This is a genomic window from Agromyces hippuratus, from assembly GCF_013410355.1.
In the GTDB taxonomy this organism is placed as follows: Bacteria; Actinomycetota; Actinomycetes; order Actinomycetales; family Microbacteriaceae; genus Agromyces; species Agromyces hippuratus.
The window spans coordinates 3,493,730-3,516,682 of the sequence record NZ_JACCFI010000001.1 but is presented as its reverse complement, the minus strand read 5'-3'; the positions used below and the strand labels follow the sequence as shown (position 1 = coordinate 3,516,682).

Below are 22,953 nucleotides of genomic sequence, written 5' to 3'. Positions count from 1 at the left end.
TCGAATCACTCAGGAAGGCACACCATGACGAACACGATTCCGTTCACGAAGAAGGCGCTCGCGTCATCGATCCTGCTGTGGATGCGCACCGATCAGCCCCGCCAGCAGGGCATGGAGCACTGGAAGGGCCCGCACTCGAAGATCATCTCGGCAAGCCCGGGGCTCGACGAGTACCGGCAGCTCCACCTCGACGCCACCATTCCCGGTCTCTGGCCCGCCACGCACGGCGTCGAGACGACCATTCCCGCAGATCGCAAGATCGACGGGGTCGCCGAGGTCACCTTCGCCTCCGCGCTCGCGCCAGTGCAGGGCCGTGCGCAGACCAAGCTCGCGTTCCAAGACGAGGTGAACGTGTTCCGGCGCACCCTGATGTACGCCGGCCCGCCGAACTCCACCCGCTGGTACGAGCGAAACGGCGACACGGGGTCACGTGCCCTCGTCTACGTCAGGCGACGCGAGGGCGTCGGCACTCGAGCGTTCCGGAGGTACCTCACCGACAGCCTCGTGCCTGCGCTCACGAAGGCCGCACCCGTGACCGAGCTGCGCACCCAGGTCTTCATGCCCTGGAACGAGAAGCTCTGGAACACCCCCGACGTCGCCCACGACAATCCCGCCGACCAGCGGTTCCACGCCTCCTTGGTGCTCGGCTTCGCCGATGCCTCCGCGCGCGCGGCATTCTTCGAGGGCGACGCGATCTCGACCATGTCAGACGAGCTGTCGATGTTCGCATCGGCGGCGCACGCCTACAACGTCTCCGAGGCGTTGACATACGTGAGAGAGGGCCGAGTCCTCCCGCATTATGCTCAGAACTGAGCACAGTCAGATCGAATCCTGGAGGACGGAATGGCCTCGGTCACGGCACCGGTCGGGCGGCGCGAGCGGAACAAGCAGGTCAAGCTCGAACGCATCACGGCCGCCGCGCGAGAACTCTTCGCCGAGCACGGCGTCGACGACGTCACCACGCAGCAGATCGCCGAGAAGGCCGATATCGGCGCCGGCACCCTCTTCCTCTACGCCAAGACCAAGGGCGAGCTGCTCCTGCTCGTGCAGAATTCCGGCTACGCCGACGCCCTCGAAGAGGGACGGGCGGCCGCCGAGAGCCTGCCCGATGCGCTCGAGGCGGTGATGGCGATCGTGCGCCCGGTCGTGCACTGCAACCGCATCCAGATCGACAACGGGCGCACCTACCTGCGCGAGCTGGTCTTCGGCGACCCCGAAGAGCCGCACCACCGCGACGCGCTCACGCTGACCGCGCAGACCGAAGAGGCCGTCGCCGCCGTGCTGCGTCGCGACGACCGCCTCGGCGAGCGCGACGCCGCCACCCTCGCGCGCGTCGTCTCGGCGATCATGTTCGTCACCATGGCGGCGACGGCGAACATCACCCGCACCGTCGACGAACTCGTGCAGGACATTCGCGACCAGGTCGGCGTGCTGCTCCCGAGCTGATCGCCCGCTCGCGCCCGCGCAGGCCCCCCGAGTTGGGGGCAGCCGCACCCTTCCGGGCCGTGATGCGCGGTCGACAGGATGTCTCCATGGTCACTCCCGACACGGCACCGCCCCGCGACGAAACTCCGACGGATTCCCGTTCGACCAGCGCGGCCGTCTCATTCACGGCCGGGATCAGTGCGGTTGCGGCCAACCTGGCGTGGATCGTGGTCGCGCTGATCCCACAGGACTCCGTCGACGCCTGGAGCCTGCTCGGATGGGCCGCAATGACCCTGATCGTGTCGAGATCGCTCGCCGGGGTGCTCGCCATCGTGGCGATCGTCGCCGGCATCATCGCACTTCGCCGTCCGACCGGACGCGCTCGTGCCGGGGCGGGAGTCGCACTCGGGGCGATGGCTCTCGTCGATCTCCTGACGTTCCTCGTGTCGATGGCGTCGACGCTGCGGGGATGACTCCGGGCGATATCACCGCCTGTTCCTGCACGACGAACGCCCGACCCTCCGAGAGGGCCGGGCGTTCGTCTTCGGCCGGTTACGGTCGCTGATTCACACGGTTACGTGCGACGTGGCGAGGCGGTTACGCCGCCAGAGGCACCGTCACGGTCGCGCGGGGCACGGATGTCACGACGAACTCGCCGTCCGAGGCATCCACCTTCACTTCCTCGCCGTCGCCGAGCTCGCCGCTCACGAACAGGTCGCTGATGCGGTCGTCGATCTCGCGCTGGATGACACGGCGCAGCGGCCGGGCACCGTACTCGGGCTCGTAGCCGCGTTCGGCCAAGAGCGACACCGCGGCATCCGTCACCTCGAAGGCGACCTCGCGCGCGGCGAGCCGCGACGCGGTGGCGCCGAGCATGAGTCGCACGATCTGTGCGAGCTGCGGCTCGTCGAGCTTCTGGAACAGCACGATCTCGTCGATGCGGTTCAGGAACTCGGGGCGCATGGCCTCACGCACCTTGCCGATGACGCGCTGGCGCACGTCATCGGAGGAGCTGAAGCCCGAGCCATCCGTCGAGGCGACGAAGCCGAGTGCACCCGAACGCGACGCGAGGAACTCCGAACCGAGGTTCGAGGTCATCACGATCACCGTGTTGCGGAAGTCGACCGTGCGACCCTGGCCGTCGGTCAGGCGTCCGTCGTCGAGCACCTGCAGCAGCAGGTTGAACACATCGGGGTGCGCCTTCTCGATCTCGTCGAACAGCACGATCGAGTACGGGTTGCGCCGCACGCGCTCGGTGAGCTGCCCGGCCTCGTCGTACCCGACGTATCCGGGAGGGGCGCCGACGAGGCGCGACACCGTGTGCCGCTCGCCGAACTCGCTCATGTCGAAGCGCACGATCGCCTGCTCGTCGTCGAAGAGCGACGACGCCAGCGCACGCGCCAGCTCGGTCTTGCCGACACCTGTCGGCCCGAGGAACAGGAATGATCCGACCGGCCGCTTGGCGTCGCCCATGCCGGTGCGGCTGCGGCGCACGGCCTTGGCGACCGCGGTGACCGCATCGTCTTGACCGATGACACGCGCGTGCAGCTCGCCTTCGAGGTCGCCGAGGCGCTCGCGCTCGCTCTCGGTGAGGCGGTTCACCGGAATGCCGGTGGCCCGCGAGATCACCGCGGCGATCTCGGCCTCGTCGATCACGGTGCTCTGCTGGTTGAGCCCGTCACCCTGCTGGTTGAGCTTGTCGAAACCAGCGCGCCCCTTCTCGGTGGCCGCATCGAGCCGATCCTGCACCTTCGAGATCTCGTCGCGGATGCGCGAGGCCTCCTCGTAGTGCTCGGCGCTCACGGCGGCGTTCTTGTCGGCCTCGAGGTCGGCGAGTCGCGCGATGAGCGCGGAGACATCCGTCTTCATGCCGAGCTTGAGGCGCAGACGTGCGCCTGCCTGGTCGATGAGGTCGATGGCCTTGTCGGGCAGCACGCGGTCGGTGAGGTAGCGGGCGCTCAGCTCGACGGAGGCGCGCAGCGCGGCATCCGTGTACTGCACGCCGTGGTGCTCCTCGTAGGCGGGCTTCAGCCCGTGCAGAATCAGCACGGCGTCTTCGATCGAGGGCTCCCCCACGCGCACCGGCTGGAACCGGCGTTCGAGTGCAGGGTCCTTCTCGATGGCGCGGTACTCCTTGAGCGTCGTCGCACCCACGAGGTGCAGCTCACCGCGCGCGAGGCGCGGCTTCAGGATGTTGCCTGCATCGGTGCCGCCGTCGCCCGAGCCGCCAGCACCGACCACGGTGTGGATCTCATCGATGAAGATGATGAGCTCGCCCTTGTGCGCGGCGATCTCCTCCATGGTCTTGGTGAGGCGCTCCTCGAAGTCGCCGCGGTAGCGGGTGCCCGCGAGCATGCCGGGCAGGTCGAGCGAGATGACGCGCTTGTCGAGCAGGGCCTCGGGCACCGACTCCTCGACGATCGCGCGGGCGAGGCCCTCGACGATCGCCGTCTTGCCGACGCCGGCCTCGCCGATCAGCACCGGGTTGTTCTTGGTGCGACGGCTGAGGATCTCGATGGTCTGCTCGATCTCGTCGGCACGGCCGATCACGGGGTCGAGCTCGCCGTTCGCGGCCAGCTCGGTGAGGTCGGTGCCGAACTTGTCGAGCATGGGGGTGTCGGATGCCCCGGCGCCCGGCATGCCCGAGGCATCCGTGTCGCCGTCGGCACCCGGCATGCCCGCCTCGACCGTCTCGCGCATGCCTTGCGTGAGAGCCTCGGCGGTGACGCCGGCGCGCGCGAGCACCTGGCCGGCAGGAGCGTCTTGCCCCAGCACGAGCGCGAAGAAGAGGTGCTCGGGGTCGATGTAGGTCGAGCCGGCCGAGCGCGCCACCTGATAGCTGTGGAACAGCGCGCGGGAGGCGCTCGGGGTGATCGTCGCCGCGTTGATGTCGGCGGTGTCGCCGGCAGCGGGCAGGCGCGCCTCGGTCGCGGTGATGAGCCGCTCGGGGGCGACGCCGATGCGGGCGATCGCCTGCTTGACGCTCTCGTCTTCGACGATCACGCGCAGGATGTGCAGGGCGTCGAGCTCGGTCTGGCCGCGCTCGAGCGCGAAGCGTCCTGCTTGACGCAGGATGCCTTGAGTGCGGGCGGTCAGGAACCGGCTGAGGTCGATCGACCGAGCCTGACGCGCCTGCTCACCCGCGAGATAGCGGGCGAGAAACTCGTCGAACGAGCTCGCGCCGGCTTCGGGGTTGAAGTCTTCGGGCACCAATCCTCCTGGAGAGTTGAGCGGGGTACGCTCAAGTTCAACGCGGAGTGGGCTGGCGTATTCCCACGACATCTGATGGTCGCCTTTAGGCCAGCCGCAGGCAGATCCGCTTGCGATCAATCCGCACCTCGACATGGCCGCGCGCGAACTCAGCGAGCGCGATCGCCCCTACAGGCCTCGACCTGCGCCTCAAAGCGTCGACACCGTGTCAGCTCCGCCGCAACTACGCGATTCGCACCCAGCCCGCTAGCGGTGCTTCGGAATCATTGCTTTGAACGGATCGAACATCTCGTCTACCTCGCGCGGCACCAACTGAGCCCATTGCGCTAGGAACGCGTTCTGCACTACGAGTTCTGCCGTCAGATCCAGGTCCTCACCGATCTCCGCAAAGATGATGTGACGATCGCGATTCGACTGTGCCCGACGACGAACGGTGTCCTTCACGCGCTCCTGATCTGAGAGCGGCAGGTTGAGTGCCGCGGTAAGACGCGCAGCAACTGTCTCAATTTCGGCGAGAACTGTGTCAAGGACGTGCGCCTCGGGATCAACGGTGCCAGGCAACGAGAACACTTGCTCATTTGGATCGACGAGTGCTCGCTGATCACCATCAACTAGTGCGACGCTTTCATATCTGCGAGTTGGATCTCCGTTGTGATATCGATTCACCTTGATAGCTGGATCATGCCCACCCATGCCGTGCACCTTGATCGCAGAAAGCTCGGCCCCGTAGTAGCGAAGTGCAGTATGCACCATAAGTTCCGCGAACTTGTCCTCAACAAAGATTGCCAACTTTGAATCCACGCGACCCGTAATCGTCCGAAGCGCCTCGATGTTGAGCGCTCCTTGCACAACTTGACCGTTGAACGCAGCCCAGATCGCTGCTGGTGGCAAGGCTTCGATCGCAGCGTGGGAGTGTGTTGTAAAGATCACTTGGCAAGACTTGCGCTTCGCCACGTGAACGAGGTATTCGACGAGGGCGCGAGTCGCCACAGGGTGAAGACCGTTCTCGATCTCCTCGATGAGGATGAGGCTGTTGTCGGGAGCGAGTTCAATTCCGCTGACGATCTTGATGACACTCGCTTCGCCGGCGCCGAAGTGAAACTCAGAGTATTGGTTGCCGGTAGACTTGTCGGTTGCAGCGTAGAGCGTGGTTCTCCCGTTCTTGGTTACACCGAGCTCCGAGTATCCGCTTATCGCCTTCCCGAGAATCCGCTCCGATTCTGCCACGACCACATCTGGCAGCTTGGTTTCGCTTGTCGCCGCGAAACTTCCACCGATCGCTCGTTGAAGTTCGGTCCGTTCCGTCGCCGGCACAGTCCGATTCACACCGAAGATATGCACTTCTCGTTGAAACGGCTTACGGTTCCACTTTGAAGTCGGGTAGTTCACGCTACGACGGATTTCCAATCGCGCGTCCACGTCCTTATCGATCACGTAGTGCTCGATCGACCAATCCACCATGCTGCTGTCGTATTTGCCGCTCTTTGCGAAGAACCGACCAGGCGGTACGTCAGCGTATGCGAGTGCCGCAGCACCTAGGACCGTCGTCTTGCCGCCACCATTTGGCCCAACTAGTGCCGTCACGGGGAAGTCAAAGGTGACCTCACGATCAACGAATCCCCGGACTCGCTTCAATATGACGCGTTTTAGGTACTTGCCGTAACTGTTCTTGCTGACTTTTTCCAAGAGCGCGGCAACAGTACTAGGAGCGATCTGCCGACTATTCGAGAATGTCAACTGCACTCATTTCCACATTGAACGGGACCGACGACGAATTCCGAGCACCAGCACCCGGAGCCTACTGGACTGCCTGCTCAAATGTGGTCACCACTTCGACGGGTTCGGTCGCACTGCATCGAGAGATGGGGCTTCGAAAGCCACGCTCCTTCACTGATGCTTGCCCCAATGCTTCGTTCCCAACAGCTGGTAACTCACTCCTGGTTTCTGCGTCGGTGGCAGATGTTTGCCTTTCACCGCGTGATCGCGGCGACCGCGCACCCGCCGCGATGAAGAAGGAGCTGGCTGTGCCCTGAGGCGGAGACGGTCGTATGAACACAAACTGCACACTTATCGCCTTACGTACGAAACCTGACCCTCGTTTCGGGGGCAGTGCGAGACCCCAACCCGGCTCAGACCATCGATAGCGTGGAAACCGTGCGACGTCGAGCAGGAGGAAGCCACAGTGGCTGATAAGTGGACGCTGGCAGCAACTGCGTGCCGCCGCGCTCGCACCCGGTCGGTATCGGAGAACTTGGCCCGTCGAATCTGCTCTTCGGGCGTGTGCCTCGACCCTCGGTGTCTCGCGTGACGGCTTTCGATGAGCTATCCATTAAGGGCGTGGTTGGTGCCGAGTGCGTAGCGATGCTGACGAACATCTGCGCGCAGGTTGCTCGCACGCACTCGTTCCCGCCTCCCGAAGGTCACCGTCGTTGGTCCGATCAGGCTGTTCTGGACTACGTCGGAATCGTGTTCGCGCGCAAGGGCGGCCCCGGATTCCTCATTGAGTGCTTCCTGAAGGCGGACGATCAACAGTCGTTCGAACGGCTTCTCTACACGGCGATTCGTCGCGACCTCATCGATGAAGCGAAGGCGCGCCCCGTAGGAAAGCTTCGCCGTCGCCTGCATACGTTGCTGTCGAAGGACCCGCGTTTTGTGTTCGTACCCGAGTTGTTCGCCGGGGAGCACGCCTGGTCTCTACCTGCCCTCGGTGAGGCACGGTTCGACGGCGGCCCGGACGACCTTCGCGAGGCCACCGCAGCAGTGATCGTGGCGCCAATCGAACGGCTGCCCCCTGCCGGTCCGACGCCGCGCGCGGCTAGGGAGAGCCTTCTGACGCTGTGCCTCGCTGCCATCGAGATTGTCGCTGGCGCGATCCGCGCACAGATCCTCGCAAGGTTTCTTGCGCGCCGCTTCGGCATAGACATCGTCCCTGCTTGGTCCCTGAAGGACATCGACGGCGCCACTGAGGCGAGTGTCGAGTTACTCGACAATGAAGCTATCGCGCTCGGCGACGCCATCTACGCCGAGATGTCGCTCCTCGAGCGGATGCTCGTCGCATACCTTGACGACCCGGAGGCAGTACGCGCAAGGTGGGGGGAACCTGGCATCTCCGCATTGGATGACCTCACTTTCCGGCTCCGCGCCGTCGCGGCAGGATCGGAAATCGGCGTCGAAGCCCTGCGTCAGGTGATCCGACGGTGCATGGAAGATACGTCGTCTGTTAGTGGTGTGTCCGAATCCGAAGAGGGGGCGGTAGTCAATGAGTGACCTCACTCCCCTCACATTCGACGATCTCGTTCGATTTGCCAGTCGGATTCAGGTCGGCGCACCAACCACAGGCGACCGCGAACCAGAGCGTGGCGAACTGTGGCGACTCAACTGGGATGGCGTCACGGAGCTCGGCGTTGTTGTCGACGTCGAGGAGGGTGTTCCAATCACAGTTCCTGCCACCTTGACCCGGTCACGCCTGAGCGAATCACAGCCTTCGACGGCTCGAGTAGGAGATCGTCTACTCCATTTCGATGCATTCACGGATGCCACTCACCCAATTCCTGCTATTGCGTTCGACCGACTCGTGTCGAGCGAGGTCGATTGGTCCACCGCCACGGTTGACGAGGCGACCACTTCTCATCGCGATGGCGATGCGTCCTTAAGGCGACTCGCCTCGTGGAACCAGAGCTTCAGTGTCGGTTCTGGTGGACTAGGGGCCCGCCTGAAGTCGGCCGGATTCACGCCATCCTTGCTTCGTCGAGAACTCGATCTCTCATTGGACGAATCGCTCGCTCTCCTTCGCGATCACCGCGCGCTTTCTGACGACGACACGACGCGGATTTCGCGGCTGCTGGACACGACTTCAAGCGAAGTAGAGGCGCTTGCGGGCGCTGTGCCGGCATCCCTCCGCGCCGCTTTGTCGCGTCGGCGGTTCCGCGAGAGGGTGATGGCCTTAGCCGTTCGGCGCAAGGAACTCGCTTCCCGCGCGTGGGGATTTGCCTTGTTCGGGGTTTTGGAGACGCCCTATCGGCAGACTGGTGTGGGCGGCATGGAGGATTGGCAGGAACGTGCGGACCGCTTCTTTGAGGTGGCGCTGTGAGCAGCGCGTTCGACAGGGCCCGAGCCCGCGCAGACGCTCTCAGCCACGCGGGGGCGATGCTAGAAGCGTTTGAACGTCAATTCGGGTCAATCGAGTCACTTCGCGCTGACCCAATCGAATGGCTCCATTCTTCCCCGGAGTTCGAGCTGCGCATCTTGGAACCGAATGCTCCTAAACCCATCGGCGCACCTGACTGCGCGGTCGACGGGTGCTATCTCGGGGGGCCGATACCCCCGAGGATCGGTGTTGGAGAGTCTGTTCGCGCGCGTATGAATTTCACCGCGCTTCACGAACTGGGTCATCATGTTCAACGCACCACAGACCAACTGGCCGATGCGCTTGGGGAGCGTGATGACATCGGACTTGCGCTTGAAGAGCGAGCGTGCGACATGTTCGCTGCCCAAATTCTTGTCCCCGAGGAAGTCGCACATGATGAGCTGGGTGAGGCGACGCCGTCGGCAACCGCAGTCGTGGCGCTAATGGCCCGCGTTCCGCAGGCTTCTCGCGCTGTGGTGGTGATACGGGCGGCCAAGAACCTCGCATCGGATGGTCACGTTGCTCTGTTGGACGAGTACGGGCTCGTCGGGGCGTCATCGTCCAGAGGCGCGTTCGGACTCCGAACTGGCTCTGACCAGACGGCCACAGAAGTGTGGACCGCCGTACGAGCTCGCCCCGGCCAGGTCGTGCACACGCGTTCGCGCTTCGCCTACGGCGGCATACTCGCAGGTGAAACGATGTACACACAGGCGGCGCCGGTACCCGGCACGCACCTGACCGTCATTGTCGCCGCTACAGAGCGTGTGCCGTGGGAATTCTCGGTCTACGCACCCCACTTCGACAGCTACGGCTACTTCTGGACATGTGAACGGCCGGGCTGCGGGCATGAGTTTCGGGTCACGAAGCCCGCATGCGCCACATGCGGGAAACCAGAGTGCGAAAGGTGCGGGAAATGTGGATGCGGTGGCAGCTTGGCCGAGTTCACCTGCAGCAAATGCACGTTCGTCCGAAGTCCCGCCGAAGCGTCCGAAACCCCGGGAGTATGCAACGAGTGCGTCTGAGAGTTACGTCGTCTGTTCTCGGCAGATGAGCCAAGACTCATTCGCTCGGCCAGCGCCACTGGGGCGCTGCGAGCCTACCCGTTGGAGGCACAATGCCTATCGGAACCCTTGCAAAGACCGGAGAACGATGCCCTGAGAGCGGAGTGTGGACCGTGGTCGGTACTCCGACGACCACTGCTCCGATTGCGCGGGCAAATGTGATGCCGCCGTACGCCGGCAAGGCGGTGACTTGGCGCCTGTCGCGCCTGGCCTAGTCGCTCCGCACGGGCGGGGTCGAGCCGATACTCGGGGTCGATCCCGCCCGACGCTCAAAGTCAGAGCGTCCCCGTTGCCGCAGTCTCGGCGACACGGCTTGTGCTGTCGAAGTAGGCGGGCTCACACGCATACTACGGTCTCAGTCATGACCCAACACCCCCGCACCGCGATCACCGGCGGCACCGGATTCGTCGGACGCCACCTGGCCGAACGGCTCGGGCCCGAGGCATCCGTCGTCATCTCTCGCCGCACCGGCGTCGACACCAGTGATGTCGAAGCGCTGACGCGAGCGTTCGAGGGGTGCGAGGTCGTCGCGCACTGCGCGGGCATCAACCGCGAGATCGGCGACCAGACCTACCAGCGGGTGCACATCGAGGGCACCGCGAACGTGATCGAGGCCGCCAAGCGCGCCGGGGTGCGCAAGGTCATCATGCTGAGCTTCCTGCGGGCGCGACCCGACTGCGGATCGCCGTACCACGAGTCGAAATGGGCGGCCGAAGAGCTGATCCGCCACTCGGGCCTCGACTACACGATCCTCAAGGCCGGCATGATCTACGGCCGCGGCGACCACCTCATCGACCACCTCAGCCACACCGTGCAGACCCTGCCGGTGTTCGCGACCGTCGGCTTCCGCGAGAAGCCCATCCGGCCCATCCCGATCGACGACCTCACCGACATCCTCGTCGCCGCGATCGACGGGCGGATGCCGCGTGAGACCATCGCCGTCGTCGGCGCCGAGCAACTGCTGCTGTCGAAGGCGGTGCGGCGCGTGGCATCCGTTCTCGAACGCCGCGTGGTCGTGGTGCCGTGGCCGGTGTGGGCGCAGTACGCGCTCGCGCAGGTGACCGAGTGGACCATGAAGGCGCCGCTCGTCGCGAAGGCCCAGGTGCGCATGCTCGCCGAGGGCGTGACGGATGCCTCGCCGCCCGCGGCATCCGTGCCCGACGACCTACGGCCGCGGCGCATGTTCACGGCCGAGCAGATTCGGGAGAGTCTGCCCGAGCCCGGCCGTTTCGGCTGGAAGGATCTGCGGGTCAGCGGCTGACGACGTTCGTGTCCCAGTTTGGGGACGAGTGCCGCCTGGCGAATCGAAGTGGACAAGGGAGCCGCCATCAAAGGCGGACGGACGTGCGTACCTGGCTATGTTGTAGATGGAAAGGGGCACCATGGGCTTCAAGGTTGAGTGGGAAGACGGCGATGAGGACGACGAGGTCTTCAACACTTATGAGGAAGCCGAGGCGCACGCGCTCGAGGGCGTCAGCAATTATCATGCAGGCGGCGAAGTGCTTCATCTCTCGAACCCGGGCGACTACCCCGAGGACGACGATGACGATGACCCAGAGTACGAGATCGTCGAGGTGGACGACTGAACGCGCACGCGAGGCTCGTGCGTCCGTTCTCGGACGAAAGGTCGTCGTCGTGTCGTGCCCTTCGACAGGCTCAGGGAACGACCACGTAGCTCACGCAGGTGACCGCGTGGACCATGACGGCGCCGCTCGTCGCGAACCCGCCGTTCAGGAGCGGACTCCGGAACGGCGGGCGAGTGGGTTGATCTCAGTCGGGGTGATGCTCAGTAGTCGTAGTACCCGCTGTAGTAGCCGCCGACTTGCTCTCGGTAGCCGGCGTCATCCCAGCTGGTTCCCTCGTTGAGTTCGGGCGAGTTCTTGATCTGGGCCTTGGTCAGGTCCACATACACCCGCTCCTCGGTGTCATCGACTCGGTCGATGGTGCCCGCCGGCAGCAGGACCTTGCGGCCGAAGATCCACGGGCCGGTGTCGACGACGATCTGGCTCGCACCGACGTCATCGCTCGCCTCATCCACCTTGCCGATGTGACCATCGGTGGCGTGAACTTCGTAACCGACGATGTCTGCGCTCTGCGCGGTGCGCCCGGCTGATTGGCGGTACGTCCACGCGTCCCAATTGGTGCTCATCATTCCTCCCTTCGCAGGTGCCCGTGAAGGCCCCTGACCGTGATGGTGATACCGACGGTAGGTCGGAAGCAGCTCCTCATACAGAGGGTTGACAGGGCGCCGGCGGGCGGGTCTGATCCGTAGGGGCTACTCACTCCTCGCGCAGCGCCGCCGCGATCGCCTCTCCCAGCACACGCGCGCCCTCCGCCGACGGGTGCAGCCCGTCGAAACTCATCCCCTCGCCGAACCGTCCGTCGGCGGTGCGGAGGCCAGCAGATGCGTCGACGAACCGCCATCCCTGATCCGTCGCCAGGTCGTGGAGGCGCTCGTTGTACGCCTCCGCTCCCGTAGGCAACGCGTCCATCGGCGGGATCGAGACGACGACGACGTCCTCGATGCCGACGACCTCGACGATGCGGTCGAGGTTCGCCGCAGAGTCGTCGAACGGGATTCCGAACGCGACATCATTGGTGCCGGCGAGCAGCACGAGCACGTCCGCATCGACCGGGCCGACCGACTCGGCCATCATCGCCGTCGTCGCACCCCACTCCGCCCAGCCACCGGCGAATGCGAAGCCGTCGTCCATGACGTACCTCGTCCACGACGCCTCGCCGATGTTGCCCGCGGCGAAATCGGGACTGTCGGCGTCGGTGATCGAGTCGCCGACCGCGGCGAACGTGCCGTGAGCGGCCAGAGCGGATGCCTCGGGCGAACCGGTGCCGTCAGCGGGCCTTGGCGCGGAGCATCCCACGATCGTGCTCGCGCACGCGAGGATGACGACGGCGACGCCGACCCACCGCGCAGCCGCGCCGATTGCCGCTGTCGTTGTCGCTGCTCCGACCATGGGGCCAGTCTAGGAATTCCGTCCGCGGGCGCTGCAGACGCACGACGGATGACGCGAGGGCGCGGCCTCTGAACCGCTATTTCAGTGGCGGAGCCGGCAGCTTCACGAGCAGCCGGTAGACCTGTCGCGTCAGCCAGGACGGCAGGTGCCGTCGGCGCTCCTCGTGCGCGACCCTCGCGCGCCGGTGAGGTCGAACCGCGCTCAATGCGCGTTGGACCGGCTTCCACGGGTGGTAGTAACCGACGGGCTCCGATCGGTACAGCTCGATTCGACAGAGGTGCTTGGTGCTGACGTACCCGTACTGACGGGGGCTCACGAGCCGCACCGGCGCACCGTGCTCCGGAGGGAGGGGCTCGCCGTCGAGCCGGTCGGCGATCAGAACGTCGACCTCGAGCGCGTCCTCGAGCGTCACGATCGAACGGTAGTCGTCGAGTCCGACGAAGACGAGGTATTCCACCCTCGCGCCCTCGGCGAGCGCGGGCTCGATCACCAGCTGGTAGAAGTCGCGGAACAGCACACCCTCCCATCGCAGCCCGATCGCCGACCAGCCCGCAACGCAGTGGAAGTCGGCGTCGACCTCGCGATGAGGCAGACGGGCCAGCTCGTCCAGGTCGATGGAGACACGGCGAGCGAGCGGCCCGCTCACCTCGATGTTCATGCCCTCGGGCGCTCTCGGCGGCGGACTCACCCGGTCGATGCCGAATCGGGGGAATCCGCGCACGGCTCGCTGCCCGGGTGGAAGATCCATCGATCGCCTCTCATATCCATACGGTGACGTATCTTCTTCGATCCTCGACGTCGAGATGGTCGTACGCGGCCGGGCTCGCCGCGATGCCGCAATCGCGGCGCGGCATTCGTGCCAGCCGAGACCTGATCGGGGATTCGTTGACGGCCGCGGGGGCCACTGCCATAGTGAGGTTAACTCAACAATGGTGCGAAGGAGCCCCTCATGTCCGCCATGATCCGCAAGAGCCTGAACCAACCCGAAGAGACACGCCCGTTCGAGGACGGGATGGGACGACTCGAGCTCGTCGACGTCGAAGCCGGTGCCGTCGGCCGGGCCACCTTCGAACCGGGCTGGAAGTGGTCCAAGCATGTCAAGCCGATCGCGAAGACCGAAAGCTGCCAGTTCGCTCACCTGGGCTATGTCCTGTCCGGGCGAATGAAGATCGTCATGGACGACGGCGACGAGAACGAGTTCGGCGCCGGCGACGTCATGGTCATCCCGCCCGGCCACGACGCGTGGACGGTTGGAGACGAGGCGTGCGTCGTCATCGACTGGCAGGGGATGGACGACTACGCCAAGCGCTAGGCAGTCGACGCTCACCCACCGACCGACACTGTTGAGACGGCCCGACTTGCTAGCGTGGCGGCATGGAGGAGCAGATCGCACCCGTGCTCGACCACCTCGACGAGGCCGACCCCGGCGAGATCCTCGGCGTCTACCTGTACGGCTCGGCCGTCTCGGGCGGTCTCCGCCCCGACAGCGACCTCGATCTCCTCATCGCGGCGCGTCGCTCGCTCACCCCCGACGAGCGCGAAGGGCTCACCGGGGTGCTGCTCGACGCCTCGAGCGGATCGGCGCACGTCCGCACGCTCTCAGATGGCAGTCGCGGCCGCCCGCTCGAAGTGACGTACGTGGTCATCGACGAGGACCGCCGCTGGCCGGAGCCCGCCATGCACGACTTCCAGTTCGGCGAATGGCTGCGCGGAGACATCCGAGGCGGTCTGACGCTCGAACCGACGATCGACCCCGACGTGCCGATACTGCTCGCGACGGCGCAGACCGCGCATCGGGTGCTGCGCGGCCGCCCGCTCACCGAGATCATCGACCCTGTGGAACCCGCCGTGCTGCGCGAGGCGATGCTCGCGAGCATCCCCGACATCCTCGAGGAGATCGAGGGCGACGAACGGAACTCGCTGCTCGCCTTCGCCCGCATCGTGACGACGCTCCGCACCGGTGAGATCGTGCCGAAGGATGTCGCCGCAGCATCCGTCGCCGCCACGTCGGAGCCGAGCGGGCGAGCGCTCCTCGAGCGCGCGCGGGTCGGCTACCTCGGCGAGGCGGCCGACGACTGGACGGGCCTCGGCGACGAGGTCACCGCACTCTGCCACGCGTTGGCGATACAGGCGCAGCACCTCGCAGCGACCGACGGTGCCGAGTAGGCATCACGCTCTCGCGTCACCGCACCAGGTGCGCCGCCTCGTCCATCCGCCCGAGCTTGTTCGGGTTGGCGATCGAGAAGATCCGCGTGATGCGGCCGCCCTCGACCTCGAAGCAGATCGCCCCGGCGAGCTCGCCGTCGACCTCGCCGCGGATCGCGGGATGTCCGTTCACCCACGTCGGCCGCGCCTCGAACGGCAGCGCGAGCTTCGCGAGACCGCCGAGCAGGTAGCGGGCGATCTTGTCGGCGCCATGGATCGGCCGGAGCGCGGCACCCTTCACCAGTCCGCCGCCGTCGGCGACGGAGACCACGTCGGGTGCGAGCACGTCCATCAGCCCTTGCAGGTCGCCCGAGTTGACCGCCCTGAGAAACCTCGCCACGACCGCCTCCTGCTCGGCGCGATCGACCGCGACACGGGGGCGCCGGGCGGCGACGTGATCCTTCGCCCGGTGGGCGATCTGCCGCACGGCCGCCGGCGACTTGTCGACGGCCGCCGCGATCTCGTCGTACGGCACGTCGAACACCTCGCGCAGCACGAACACCGCGCGCTCGGTCGGGCCCAGCGTCTCGAGTACGGTCAGCATCGCGATCGACACGCTCTCGGCCAGCTCCACGTCGTCCGCGACATCCGGACTCGTGAGCAGCGGCTCGGGCAGCCACTCCCCCACGTACGACTCGCGCCGCCGCGACATCGTGCGCAGGTGATTGAGCGCCTGCCGGGTCACGATGCGCACGAGGTACGCGCGCTCATCGCGCACCTCGCTGCGGTCGACCTGATCCCACCGCAGCCAGGACTCCTGCAGCACGTCTTCCGCGTCGGCCGCGGAGCCGAGCATCTCGTACGCGACCGTGAAGAGCAGGCCACGGTGGGTGACGAACGGATCATCGGTCATGAGGCCGAGCCTACGACGTCAGCCGCGACATCCGCCCGGGTGGCGAGCGGCCGCATCTCGCACGCATCCGCATAGCCCTCGGAGTGGATGCCGAGCGCCACGTTCATGCGCGAGCTCATGTTCATGAAGGCGACCTTGGCGGTCAGTTCGATGAGCGCGGCCGGGCCGAGTGCGTCGAGCAGCGATGCCGACAGCTCGTCGGTGACGCTGGGCGGGGTCTGGCTCATCGCCTCCGCATACTCCATGACCTGACGCTCGACCGGCGTGAACACGGATGCCTCGCGCCAGACCGGCACCTGCCGCGCCTTCTCCTCGTCGAGGCCCTCGTTGTGCGTCTTGTAGTAGTTGAAGTCGAGGCACCAGCTGCAACCGATGTAGGCCGCCGTCGCCATCACCGCGTAGCTCGCGAGGTTCTCGTCGAGCTCGTCGAGCGCCTCGATCTTGCGGCCGATGCCCATCGAGGCCCGCATCAGGGCGGGGTGGTGCGCGAGCACGCCCATCGAGTCGGGCACTCGGCCGATCATGCGCTTCGCGGCGACCTTCACGACCGCTCCGAAGACGCCGGTGAGCTCGGTCGGCGGGATGCGGGTCTGGGTGGTGGTCATCATGTCCTCCTGCGTGTCGACGGCCGGGGTTCGGTTCCCGGATGATCCGTCGACATGAAGACACCGGATGTCGCGTGGTTGTGACATCCGGGTGGGAATCAATTCTTCGGCAGTCAGAAACCAGGCCGCCGTGCGGCCGCCGCGACGTTCGCCTCGTCAGTCGGCGGGGCCGACCGTGGCCTCGCGGATCGCGTCGAGCACCGTCTGCAGGGCGGGCGAGTCGGCCTGGCTGCGGCGGTGCACCGCCGAGACGCCGCGGGTCGACGCGGGGCGCACGGTCGGGATGCCGACGAGGTCCGGGTGCAGCGGCGGCCGCCCCATGCGCGGCACGAGCGCGACACCGAGGCCCGCACGCACGAGCTCGAGGTGGTTCTCGAACTCCATCGACTCGTGCACGACGCGCGGCGCATTCGAGACGCCGTCGAACAGCCGGCGCAGCCACTGGCGGCAGATCGTCGAGTCGAAGGTCGCGATCCACTCCTCGTCGGCGAGATCGGTCGGGGTCAACTCGGTGCGGTCGGCGAGCGGGTGGTCGCGCCGCAGGATCACGTCCGCGACATCCGTGAACAGGGGCGTCTCGACGAGGGGTTCGGGCATCGCGAGGGCAACCCCGCCCCATCGATGCACGATGCCGAGGTCGCGCTGGCCCGATGCGACGAGCGCGATGGTCTCCCACGGCTCGCTCTCGCGGAGCGGCACCCGCAGCTCGGGATGCTCGTCGCGCAGGCGCGGCAGCACGTCGACGAGGATGCCGCGCACCGCGGTCGAGAACGCACCGATGCGCACCTCGCCGGTGACCCGGCGCTCGGCTCTGCCGGAGCCACTGCTTCCGCCGGCGAGGTGCAGGTCGGCTTCGATGCGCTCGAGGTCGGCGAGCACGGTCGCCGACGAGGTCACGAGGTGACGACCGGCATCCGTCAGCACGACGCCGCGACCGACGCGTTCGAGCAGCGCGATGCGAGTGCCGCGTTCGAGGCGCTTGATCTGCTGCGACACGGCCGACGGCGTGAAGCCGAGCGAGTCCGCCGCCGCTGCGACGCTTCCGTTCGTGGCCACCGCCCGCAGCGCGACCACGGCTTCGAGATCGATCATGCAGCGATGCTACCGAATTGCGCACAGAAATGATCGCTGGTGTTTCCGGATGCCTCGGGCGATCGTAGATCCATGACGAGACGCGACATGCTGCTGGCCGCCGCAGTGGCAACACTGTGGGGCTTCAACTTCGTCGTGATCGACTGGGGCATGGCGGGCATCCCGCCGCTGTTCTTCGTCGCCGTGCGCTTCGGCGTCGTCGCGCTCGCGGCGTTCATCGTGCCGCGCCCGCTCGCGAGCTGGAAGACCGTCGTCGGGGTCGGGCTCTTCATGTGCCTCGGCCAGTTCGGCTTGCTCTACACCTCGATGGCCCTCGGGCTGCAGCCCGGCATCGCGGCCCTGCTGCTCCAGGCGCAGGTCGTGCTGACGATCGTGGTCGCGGCGCTCGCCCTGCGCGAGCGCCCCACCCGCCTGCAGACGATCGGCGTGCTCGTCGGCACCGTCGGACTCGGCGTCGTGGCATTCGGCCGCGGCGGCGACGCTCCGGCACTCGCCGTCGTCTTGTGCCTGCTCGCCGCATTCTCGTGGGCGATCGGCAACGTCATCTCGCGCAAGGCCGGCCCCGTGGCGCCCGCGAGGCGACTCGGCGCACTGTCGCTGACGGTGTGGTCGTCGCTCGTCGTGCCACTGCCGGCCCTCGGCTTGTCGATGATGATCGAGGGGCCGGATGCGATCGCCGCCGGCATCGAGGTGTTCGGCTGGCGTCCGATCGTCTCGACGCTGTACACGGCGGGCCTCTGCACCCTCGTCGGCTACGCGATCTTCAACGCCCTGCTCGCACGCAACCGCTCGGCATCCGTGGTGCCGTGGGTGCTGCTCGCGCCGGTGGTGGCGATGGCCTCGGCAGCCCTGCTGCTCGGGCAGGTCCCGAATCTGTGGGAGACGATCGGCGGACTCGTGCTCGTCGGCGGCGTCTTCATCGCGAACGCCCCCTCGCGGCGACGCGCGAGCCCTCCACCCCCGAGCGCGGGCCCTCGACCCCTGAAATGGGGCACCTCCGCGCCGCATCGGCGCATTCCGGCGGCGTAAGGTCGCGGGTGGGGGCACACCGCTCTCGAACCGAGTCTTGCGCGACGCCAGGGGGCTGGTCATGCGGAACTCCACGTGGGCGGTCGCCGCGGTCGCGGCCGTCGCCGCGCTCGTGCTGAGCGGCTGCGTCGCCACCGCGTCGGACGCCGACGTCGCCTCCCCGCCGCCCGCGACATCCGCCCCGGTGCTCGACTCGGCGCTGCGGGAGCAACTCGAGGCGGCCCTCGACGAGGGCTTCGCGGCATCCGGAATGCCGGGGGTGATCGTCGGCGTGTGGTTTCCCGGCGAGCAGGAATGGGTCGCCGCCCGGGGCGCGGCCGATGTCGAGACCGACGAGCCGATGGCGCGCGACAACCAGCAGAAGATCGGCAGCATCACCAAGACGATCGTCTCGACGGTCATGCTGCAGGTGATCGGCGAGGCCGAGTTCGACGTGCGTCTCGACGACACCCTCGACCGGTGGTATCCCGCGTTCCCCGAGGCGTCGAACATCACGGTGCGGATGCTGCTGAACCACTCGAGCGGCACCGGCGAGGCCGGGCGGGCGCAGGTCGACCGCATCTGCAGTGCACCGTACGCCGTCCCGACGTCCGACGAACTCATCGCGGTGGGAGCGGCGACGCCCCGCGCCGACTTCGCTCCAGGCGCGGGATTCGAGTACGCCAACACGAACTACTTCCTCCTCGGCGGCATCCTCGAGCAGGTCACGGGCGACGACCTCGCAACGCTCATCCACGACCGCATCACCGAGCCGTTCGGCATGGAACGCAGCAGGTTCGCTCCCGACGGAACGGTCACTGCCCCGCTGACCCACGGCTACTCCGGCTTCTGCCCCGAGCTCGGCGACCCGGTCGACACGGTCGACTGGTCGAACGGCGAGAGCTGGGCGGGTGGCGCCATGGTGTCGACCCTCGACGACCTCCACGCGTGGGGCGAGGCCCTCGGCGACGGTGCGGGCGTGACCCCCGAGTTGCAGGCTGCGCGGTACGCGGACGTCGCGCCCATCCCGGGCCAGCCCGGAGCCGCGTACGGCCTCGGCACGGGTCTCGAGCTCGACGTCGAGACCGGGTGCGTCATCAGCGTCACCCACGCCGGAGCCGAACCAGGGTACGGCTCGAACCTCGCGTACTACCCGGCAACCGGGGCGGTCTTCGCGATCCTCGGCAACGGCGACGGCGGCACCGGCGACGCGACGACGGAGGTGCTGAATGCGCTGGGGCCGGTGCTGCGCTCGGCGGTCCTCGGGTCGACGACCGAGCCCTGCGCCGCGCCGTGGGGATGAAGGGGGCGATGATGCGGAACCTGAAGCGGGTCGCCGTCGCGATCGCGGTGGTCGCCGTCGCCATGCTGAGCGGATGCATCGCCACCACGAACGCCGCCTCGGCCCCGCCGCCCGCGGCCACCCCGCCCCTCGATCCCGAACTGCGCGAGCAACTCGAGGCGGCCCTCGACGAGGGCTTCGAGGCATCCGGAATGCCCGGCGTGGTCGTCGGCCTGTGGGTTCCCGGTCAGGCGGAGTGGGTCGCCGCCCGCGGCGTCTCGGATCTCGACGGGAACGTGCCCATGGACCGTGCGAACCAGTCGAAGATCGGGAGCATCACGAAGACCGTCGTCGGCACCGTCGCCCTGCAGGTCATGGGCGACGGCGAGGCCGGGCTCACCCTCGACGACACGATCGACGAGTGGTACCCCGACTTCCCGCTCGCCGGCGAGATCACCGTGCGCATGCTCATGAACATGTCGAGCGGCATCGGACCTCCGGGTCAGGCGCAGCTCGACCGGATCTGCGCGGACCCGCACTCGACGATCACGCCCGACGAGATGATCGCGATCGGCGCAGCCACGCCGCGCGAGGCCTACGCGCCGGGCGAGGGCAACACCTACTCGGGCTACAACACGTTCCTGCTCGGGCGCATCCTCGAGCACACGACCGGCACCGATCTCGGCGCACTCATCGACGAGCGACTGATGGTGCCGCTCGAGATGACGCGAAGCCGTTTCGCTCCCGATGCCGTGCTCGCCGAGCCGTTCAACCACGGCTACTCGGAGTTCTGCCCGCTGATGCCGCAGCCCACCGACACGACCGACTGGACCAACCACGAGGGCTGGGCGGCCGGCGCCATGCTCTCGACGATCGACGACCTGCACACGTGGGGGCTCGCACTCGGCGACGGCTACGGGCTCACGCCCGAGATGCTGGCCGCCCGCATCGACGACCGCGCCCCCGGAACGACCGACGCGGGATACGGCTACGGGCTCGGCGTGAGCGTGCACGTCGACCCGGCGACCGGATGCCTCCTCGACCTCAATCACAGCGGCGCCGAGCCGGGCTACGGCGCGCACGTGCAGTATTTCGAGGGCTCCGGGGCCGTGTTCGCCCTCATCGGCAACGGCGACGGCGGCACCGGCGAGGAGTTCTTCAAGGTCGTCAAGGAGGTGCTCACGGTGCTGCCGACGTCGGTGGCCGCGACGTCGAGCGACGCGTGCCTCGAGTAGGCGGGTCGTGCGAGAAGATCGTTGGATGATTCGCGTTGTGCTCTTCGACCTCGACGGCGTCATTCGACACTTCGACCCCGGCCACCTGGCCGACATCGAACGCCGGCACGGGCTGGCCGCCGGGACGATCGAGGGCATCGCCTTCGCGAAGCCGTTGATCGAGGAGGTCACGACCGGTCGCATCACCCGGGCCGAGTGGGTGCGCCGGGTCGGCGAAGCGGCCGGAATTCCGTCGGCTGCCGAGGAGTGGGGTGGGCAACCCGCGGCTCTCGACGAGTCGATCGTGGAACTGTCCGATGAGCTCCGCGGTCTGGGGCTCACGACGGCGGTGCTCACCAACGGCACCGACACCATCCCGGCGGAGATCGCCGCCCTCGGCATCGGCGACCGGTTCGATGCGATCTTCAACTCGGCCGACATCGGCTTCGTGAAACCCGATGTGCGCGCGTTCGAGCACGTGCTCGGCGAGCTCGGGGTGACGGGCGCAGAGGTGTTCTTCACCGACGACACCGCCTCGAAGCTCGTCGGAGCCGACCGGCTCTCGATGCGCACTCACCTGTTCGACGGTGTCGACGGCCTGCGCGATCGGCTCATCGCGGCGGGTGTCGCGGTGCGGCGCACGCCGGTCGCCCCGCAACCTTCGGTCGGCGCCGACTCGTAGGCTGGAGGGGTGCCCCGACTTCACGCCGAGCCCGACCTCTCCAAGTGGGTGCCCATCACGGACTCCCTCGGATTCCGCGGCCGCCGACACCGCAAGGCGGCGATCCGGATGCTGCTGACGCAGGCCAAGGGACCGGGTGCCGCGCCGGGCGGCGCCGGCAGCGGCTTCAGCGCGTGGGCGATGAGCCAGGCCGTCCCGTTCCTGATGCGCAAGGCCGCGGGCCGGGTGCTCGTGTGGGTCTGGAAGGCGGAGCCGGAACTGCTCGTCGTCATGGCGCAGGTGCAGGAGGCGACGCCCCAACTGCGGATGGCGCGGGCCTCGATGCCGATCGAGTACGACGACACCGAGGAGTTCCGCGGCGACTACCTCGGCGTCGGCGAGAAGCTCGCGATGCCCCTGCCCGAGGGCGGCCGCCCGCCCTTCGCCACCTACACCTGGGACCTCGGCACGCACTTCGTGAGCGTGACGGCCGTGTGCAGCGATCGCGAGCGGTTCGGCACCGTCGTCGGTGCCGTCGACGAGCTCGCGCGGGGCATCCGCGTCGTCGACGACCTCACCGTCGGCGAATCGGCGCCCGTGCTGCGGATCGACCCGGCCTGAGCCCAGGGCCCCGCGGCTGATCAGCCGCGTCAGGCGGATGTCTCGGCCGCGGTGCTCCTCCTGCAGACCGGCCCGTTCGCGGCCCGCACCCGGGCGCGCGACGCGGTGTTCCTCGAACTCGCCGGCGCCGTGCGCGCGCTCGCGACGACGGCCTGAATCGGCGTTGACGCGCCGCCGACGCGGGCGTAGACCTGAGGCATCCGAGAAAGAGGTGCCGCCATGGTGAAGGATCTGCTGATCATCCTCGAAGACCAGCCCGGCGAGGGGGCCCGGCTCGGCGAGGCGCTCGGGCGCGCGGGGGTCAACATCGAGGGCCTCTGCGCGATCATGGAGGGCGGTCGGGGCACCGTCCACATCCTCGTCGAAGACGTCGCCGGTGCCAGGGCGGCGCTCGAGGGTGCCAGCATCAGGGTCGACGCCGAGACCGACGTCATCGTGAGCCCCGCACTGCCAGACCCCGACCTCGACACGCCGGGCGTCTTCGGTGGGATGGCTCGCGCACTGGCCGATGCCGGCATCAACATCTCGCTCGCCTACGTGGCCGCCAGGAACCGCGTCGTGCTCGCGACGGACGACAATCAGCGGGCCACGAAGCTGCTGCAGTCGATGATGTAGCGA

Annotated in this window: 24 protein-coding genes; 16 read left to right on the top strand and 8 right to left on the bottom strand. The window is 67.2% G+C overall.

Translation table 11 applies throughout. The features are described from left to right. Positions 1–24 precede the first annotated feature (24 nt). From BJY17_RS16425 to BJY17_RS16415, 3 genes are all read left to right on the top strand, one after another. Positions 25–813: a strictosidine synthase gene (locus BJY17_RS16425; RefSeq protein ID WP_179552313.1), complete on the top strand. Its 789-nt coding sequence runs from the start codon at positions 25–27 to the stop codon at positions 811–813. A gap of 30 nt (positions 814–843) precedes the next feature. Then, positions 844–1,446, top strand: a complete 603-nt coding sequence (locus BJY17_RS16420; RefSeq protein ID WP_179552312.1) for a TetR/AcrR family transcriptional regulator — start codon at positions 844–846, stop codon at positions 1,444–1,446. Positions 1,447–1,532: 86 nt separating this feature from the next. Beyond that, on the top strand, positions 1,533–1,898 hold the full coding sequence (locus BJY17_RS16415; RefSeq protein WP_179552311.1) for a hypothetical protein: 366 nt from the start codon (positions 1,533–1,535) through the stop codon (positions 1,896–1,898). Between the two features lie 124 nt (positions 1,899–2,022). Here the strand turns inward: BJY17_RS16415 and BJY17_RS16410 are convergent, their stop codons facing one another. Then, positions 2,023–4,635 (bottom strand): ATP-dependent Clp protease ATP-binding subunit, encoded by a 2,613-nt coding sequence (locus tag BJY17_RS16410; protein WP_179552310.1) that lies wholly within the window; start codon positions 4,633–4,635, stop codon positions 2,023–2,025. A gap of 246 nt (positions 4,636–4,881) precedes the next feature. Further along, positions 4,882–6,378, bottom strand: coding sequence for an ATP-dependent nuclease (locus tag BJY17_RS16405; protein WP_218889937.1), 1,497 nt, complete (start codon positions 6,376–6,378; stop codon positions 4,882–4,884). A gap of 618 nt (positions 6,379–6,996) precedes the next feature. On the opposite strand from BJY17_RS16405, the gene BJY17_RS16400 reads away from it, so the two are divergent. The 5 genes from BJY17_RS16400 to BJY17_RS16380 all read left to right on the top strand — a co-directional run bounded on the left by BJY17_RS16400 (position 6,997) and on the right by BJY17_RS16380 (position 11,408). Beyond that, entirely contained in the window at positions 6,997–7,902 is a 906-nt protein-coding gene (locus tag BJY17_RS16400; RefSeq protein WP_179552309.1) for a hypothetical protein, read from the top strand. Beyond that, positions 7,895–8,725 (top strand): hypothetical protein, encoded by an 831-nt coding sequence (locus BJY17_RS16395; protein ID WP_179552308.1) that lies wholly within the window; start codon positions 7,895–7,897, stop codon positions 8,723–8,725. The genes BJY17_RS16400 and BJY17_RS16395 overlap by 8 nt, the downstream gene beginning before the upstream one ends. Positions 8,726–8,781: 56 nt before the next feature. Beyond that, positions 8,782–9,783, top strand: coding sequence for an ImmA/IrrE family metallo-endopeptidase (locus BJY17_RS19050; RefSeq protein ID WP_407647834.1), 1,002 nt, complete (start codon positions 8,782–8,784; stop codon positions 9,781–9,783). A gap of 400 nt (positions 9,784–10,183) precedes the next feature. After that, positions 10,184–11,083 (top strand): SDR family oxidoreductase, encoded by a 900-nt coding sequence (locus tag BJY17_RS16385; RefSeq protein WP_179552306.1) that lies wholly within the window; start codon positions 10,184–10,186, stop codon positions 11,081–11,083. A gap of 121 nt (positions 11,084–11,204) precedes the next feature. Next, complete coding sequence (locus BJY17_RS16380) at positions 11,205–11,408, top strand: hypothetical protein (RefSeq protein ID WP_179552305.1); 204 nt, start codon at positions 11,205–11,207, stop codon at positions 11,406–11,408. A gap of 200 nt (positions 11,409–11,608) precedes the next feature. On the opposite strand, the gene BJY17_RS16375 is transcribed toward BJY17_RS16380, so the two are convergent. From BJY17_RS16375 to BJY17_RS16365, 3 genes are all read right to left on the bottom strand, one after another. After that, positions 11,609–11,971 carry a PRC-barrel domain-containing protein gene (locus BJY17_RS16375; RefSeq protein ID WP_179552304.1) on the bottom strand — a complete coding sequence of 121 codons (363 nt, stop codon included), beginning with the start codon at positions 11,969–11,971 and terminating at the stop codon, positions 11,609–11,611. 130 nt (positions 11,972–12,101) lie between these two features. Continuing rightward, complete coding sequence (locus BJY17_RS16370) at positions 12,102–12,794, bottom strand: SGNH/GDSL hydrolase family protein (RefSeq protein ID WP_179552303.1); 693 nt, start codon at positions 12,792–12,794, stop codon at positions 12,102–12,104. 76 nt (positions 12,795–12,870) lie between these two features. Beyond that, positions 12,871–13,542 (bottom strand): molybdopterin-dependent oxidoreductase, encoded by a 672-nt coding sequence (locus tag BJY17_RS16365; protein ID WP_179552302.1) that lies wholly within the window; start codon positions 13,540–13,542, stop codon positions 12,871–12,873. Positions 13,543–13,743: 201 nt separating this feature from the next. On the opposite strand from BJY17_RS16365, the gene BJY17_RS16360 reads away from it, so the two are divergent. Together BJY17_RS16360 and BJY17_RS16355 are read left to right on the top strand one after the other, a co-directional pair. After that, the gene (locus BJY17_RS16360; protein WP_179552301.1) at positions 13,744–14,106 is read left to right on the top strand and encodes a cupin domain-containing protein; all 363 of its coding nucleotides are present in this window, start codon (positions 13,744–13,746) and stop codon (positions 14,104–14,106) included. Between the two features lie 62 nt (positions 14,107–14,168). Further along, positions 14,169–14,960 (top strand): aminoglycoside adenylyltransferase domain-containing protein, encoded by a 792-nt coding sequence (locus tag BJY17_RS16355; protein WP_179552300.1) that lies wholly within the window; start codon positions 14,169–14,171, stop codon positions 14,958–14,960. 16 nt (positions 14,961–14,976) lie between these two features. Here the strand turns inward: BJY17_RS16355 and BJY17_RS16350 are convergent, their stop codons facing one another. The 3 genes from BJY17_RS16350 to BJY17_RS16340 form a co-directional block, all read right to left on the bottom strand. Further along, positions 14,977–15,852 carry an RNA polymerase sigma-70 factor gene (locus BJY17_RS16350; protein ID WP_179552299.1) on the bottom strand — a complete coding sequence of 292 codons (876 nt, stop codon included), beginning with the start codon at positions 15,850–15,852 and terminating at the stop codon, positions 14,977–14,979. Beyond that, positions 15,849–16,457 carry a carboxymuconolactone decarboxylase family protein gene (locus BJY17_RS16345; protein WP_179552298.1) on the bottom strand — a complete coding sequence of 203 codons (609 nt, stop codon included), beginning with the start codon at positions 16,455–16,457 and terminating at the stop codon, positions 15,849–15,851. The genes BJY17_RS16350 and BJY17_RS16345 overlap by 4 nt, the downstream gene beginning before the upstream one ends. A gap of 156 nt (positions 16,458–16,613) precedes the next feature. Further along, entirely contained in the window at positions 16,614–17,549 is a 936-nt protein-coding gene (locus BJY17_RS16340; protein WP_179552297.1) for a LysR family transcriptional regulator, read from the bottom strand. Positions 17,550–17,621: 72 nt separating this feature from the next. Here BJY17_RS16340 and BJY17_RS16335 point away from each other — a divergent pair, with 72 nt between their 5' ends. The 6 genes from BJY17_RS16335 to BJY17_RS16310 all read left to right on the top strand — a co-directional run bounded on the left by BJY17_RS16335 (position 17,622) and on the right by BJY17_RS16310 (position 22,950). Further along, on the top strand, positions 17,622–18,578 hold the full coding sequence (locus BJY17_RS16335; protein ID WP_179552296.1) for an EamA family transporter: 957 nt from the start codon (positions 17,622–17,624) through the stop codon (positions 18,576–18,578). A gap of 61 nt (positions 18,579–18,639) precedes the next feature. Further along, positions 18,640–19,860, top strand: coding sequence for a serine hydrolase domain-containing protein (locus tag BJY17_RS16330; RefSeq protein ID WP_179552295.1), 1,221 nt, complete (start codon positions 18,640–18,642; stop codon positions 19,858–19,860). Between the two features lie 11 nt (positions 19,861–19,871). Then, complete coding sequence (locus BJY17_RS16325) at positions 19,872–21,074, top strand: serine hydrolase domain-containing protein (protein WP_179552294.1); 1,203 nt, start codon at positions 19,872–19,874, stop codon at positions 21,072–21,074. 25 nt (positions 21,075–21,099) lie between these two features. Then, complete coding sequence (locus tag BJY17_RS16320; RefSeq protein WP_179552293.1) at positions 21,100–21,735, top strand: HAD family hydrolase; 636 nt, start codon at positions 21,100–21,102, stop codon at positions 21,733–21,735. Between the two features lie 9 nt (positions 21,736–21,744). Further along, on the top strand, positions 21,745–22,335 hold the full coding sequence (locus tag BJY17_RS16315) for a hypothetical protein (protein WP_056005054.1): 591 nt from the start codon (positions 21,745–21,747) through the stop codon (positions 22,333–22,335). Between the two features lie 219 nt (positions 22,336–22,554). After that, a complete protein-coding gene (locus BJY17_RS16310; protein WP_179552292.1) occupies positions 22,555–22,950 on the top strand; it encodes an amino acid-binding protein in 396 nt (131 codons plus the stop codon). Positions 22,951–22,953 lie beyond the last annotated feature (3 nt).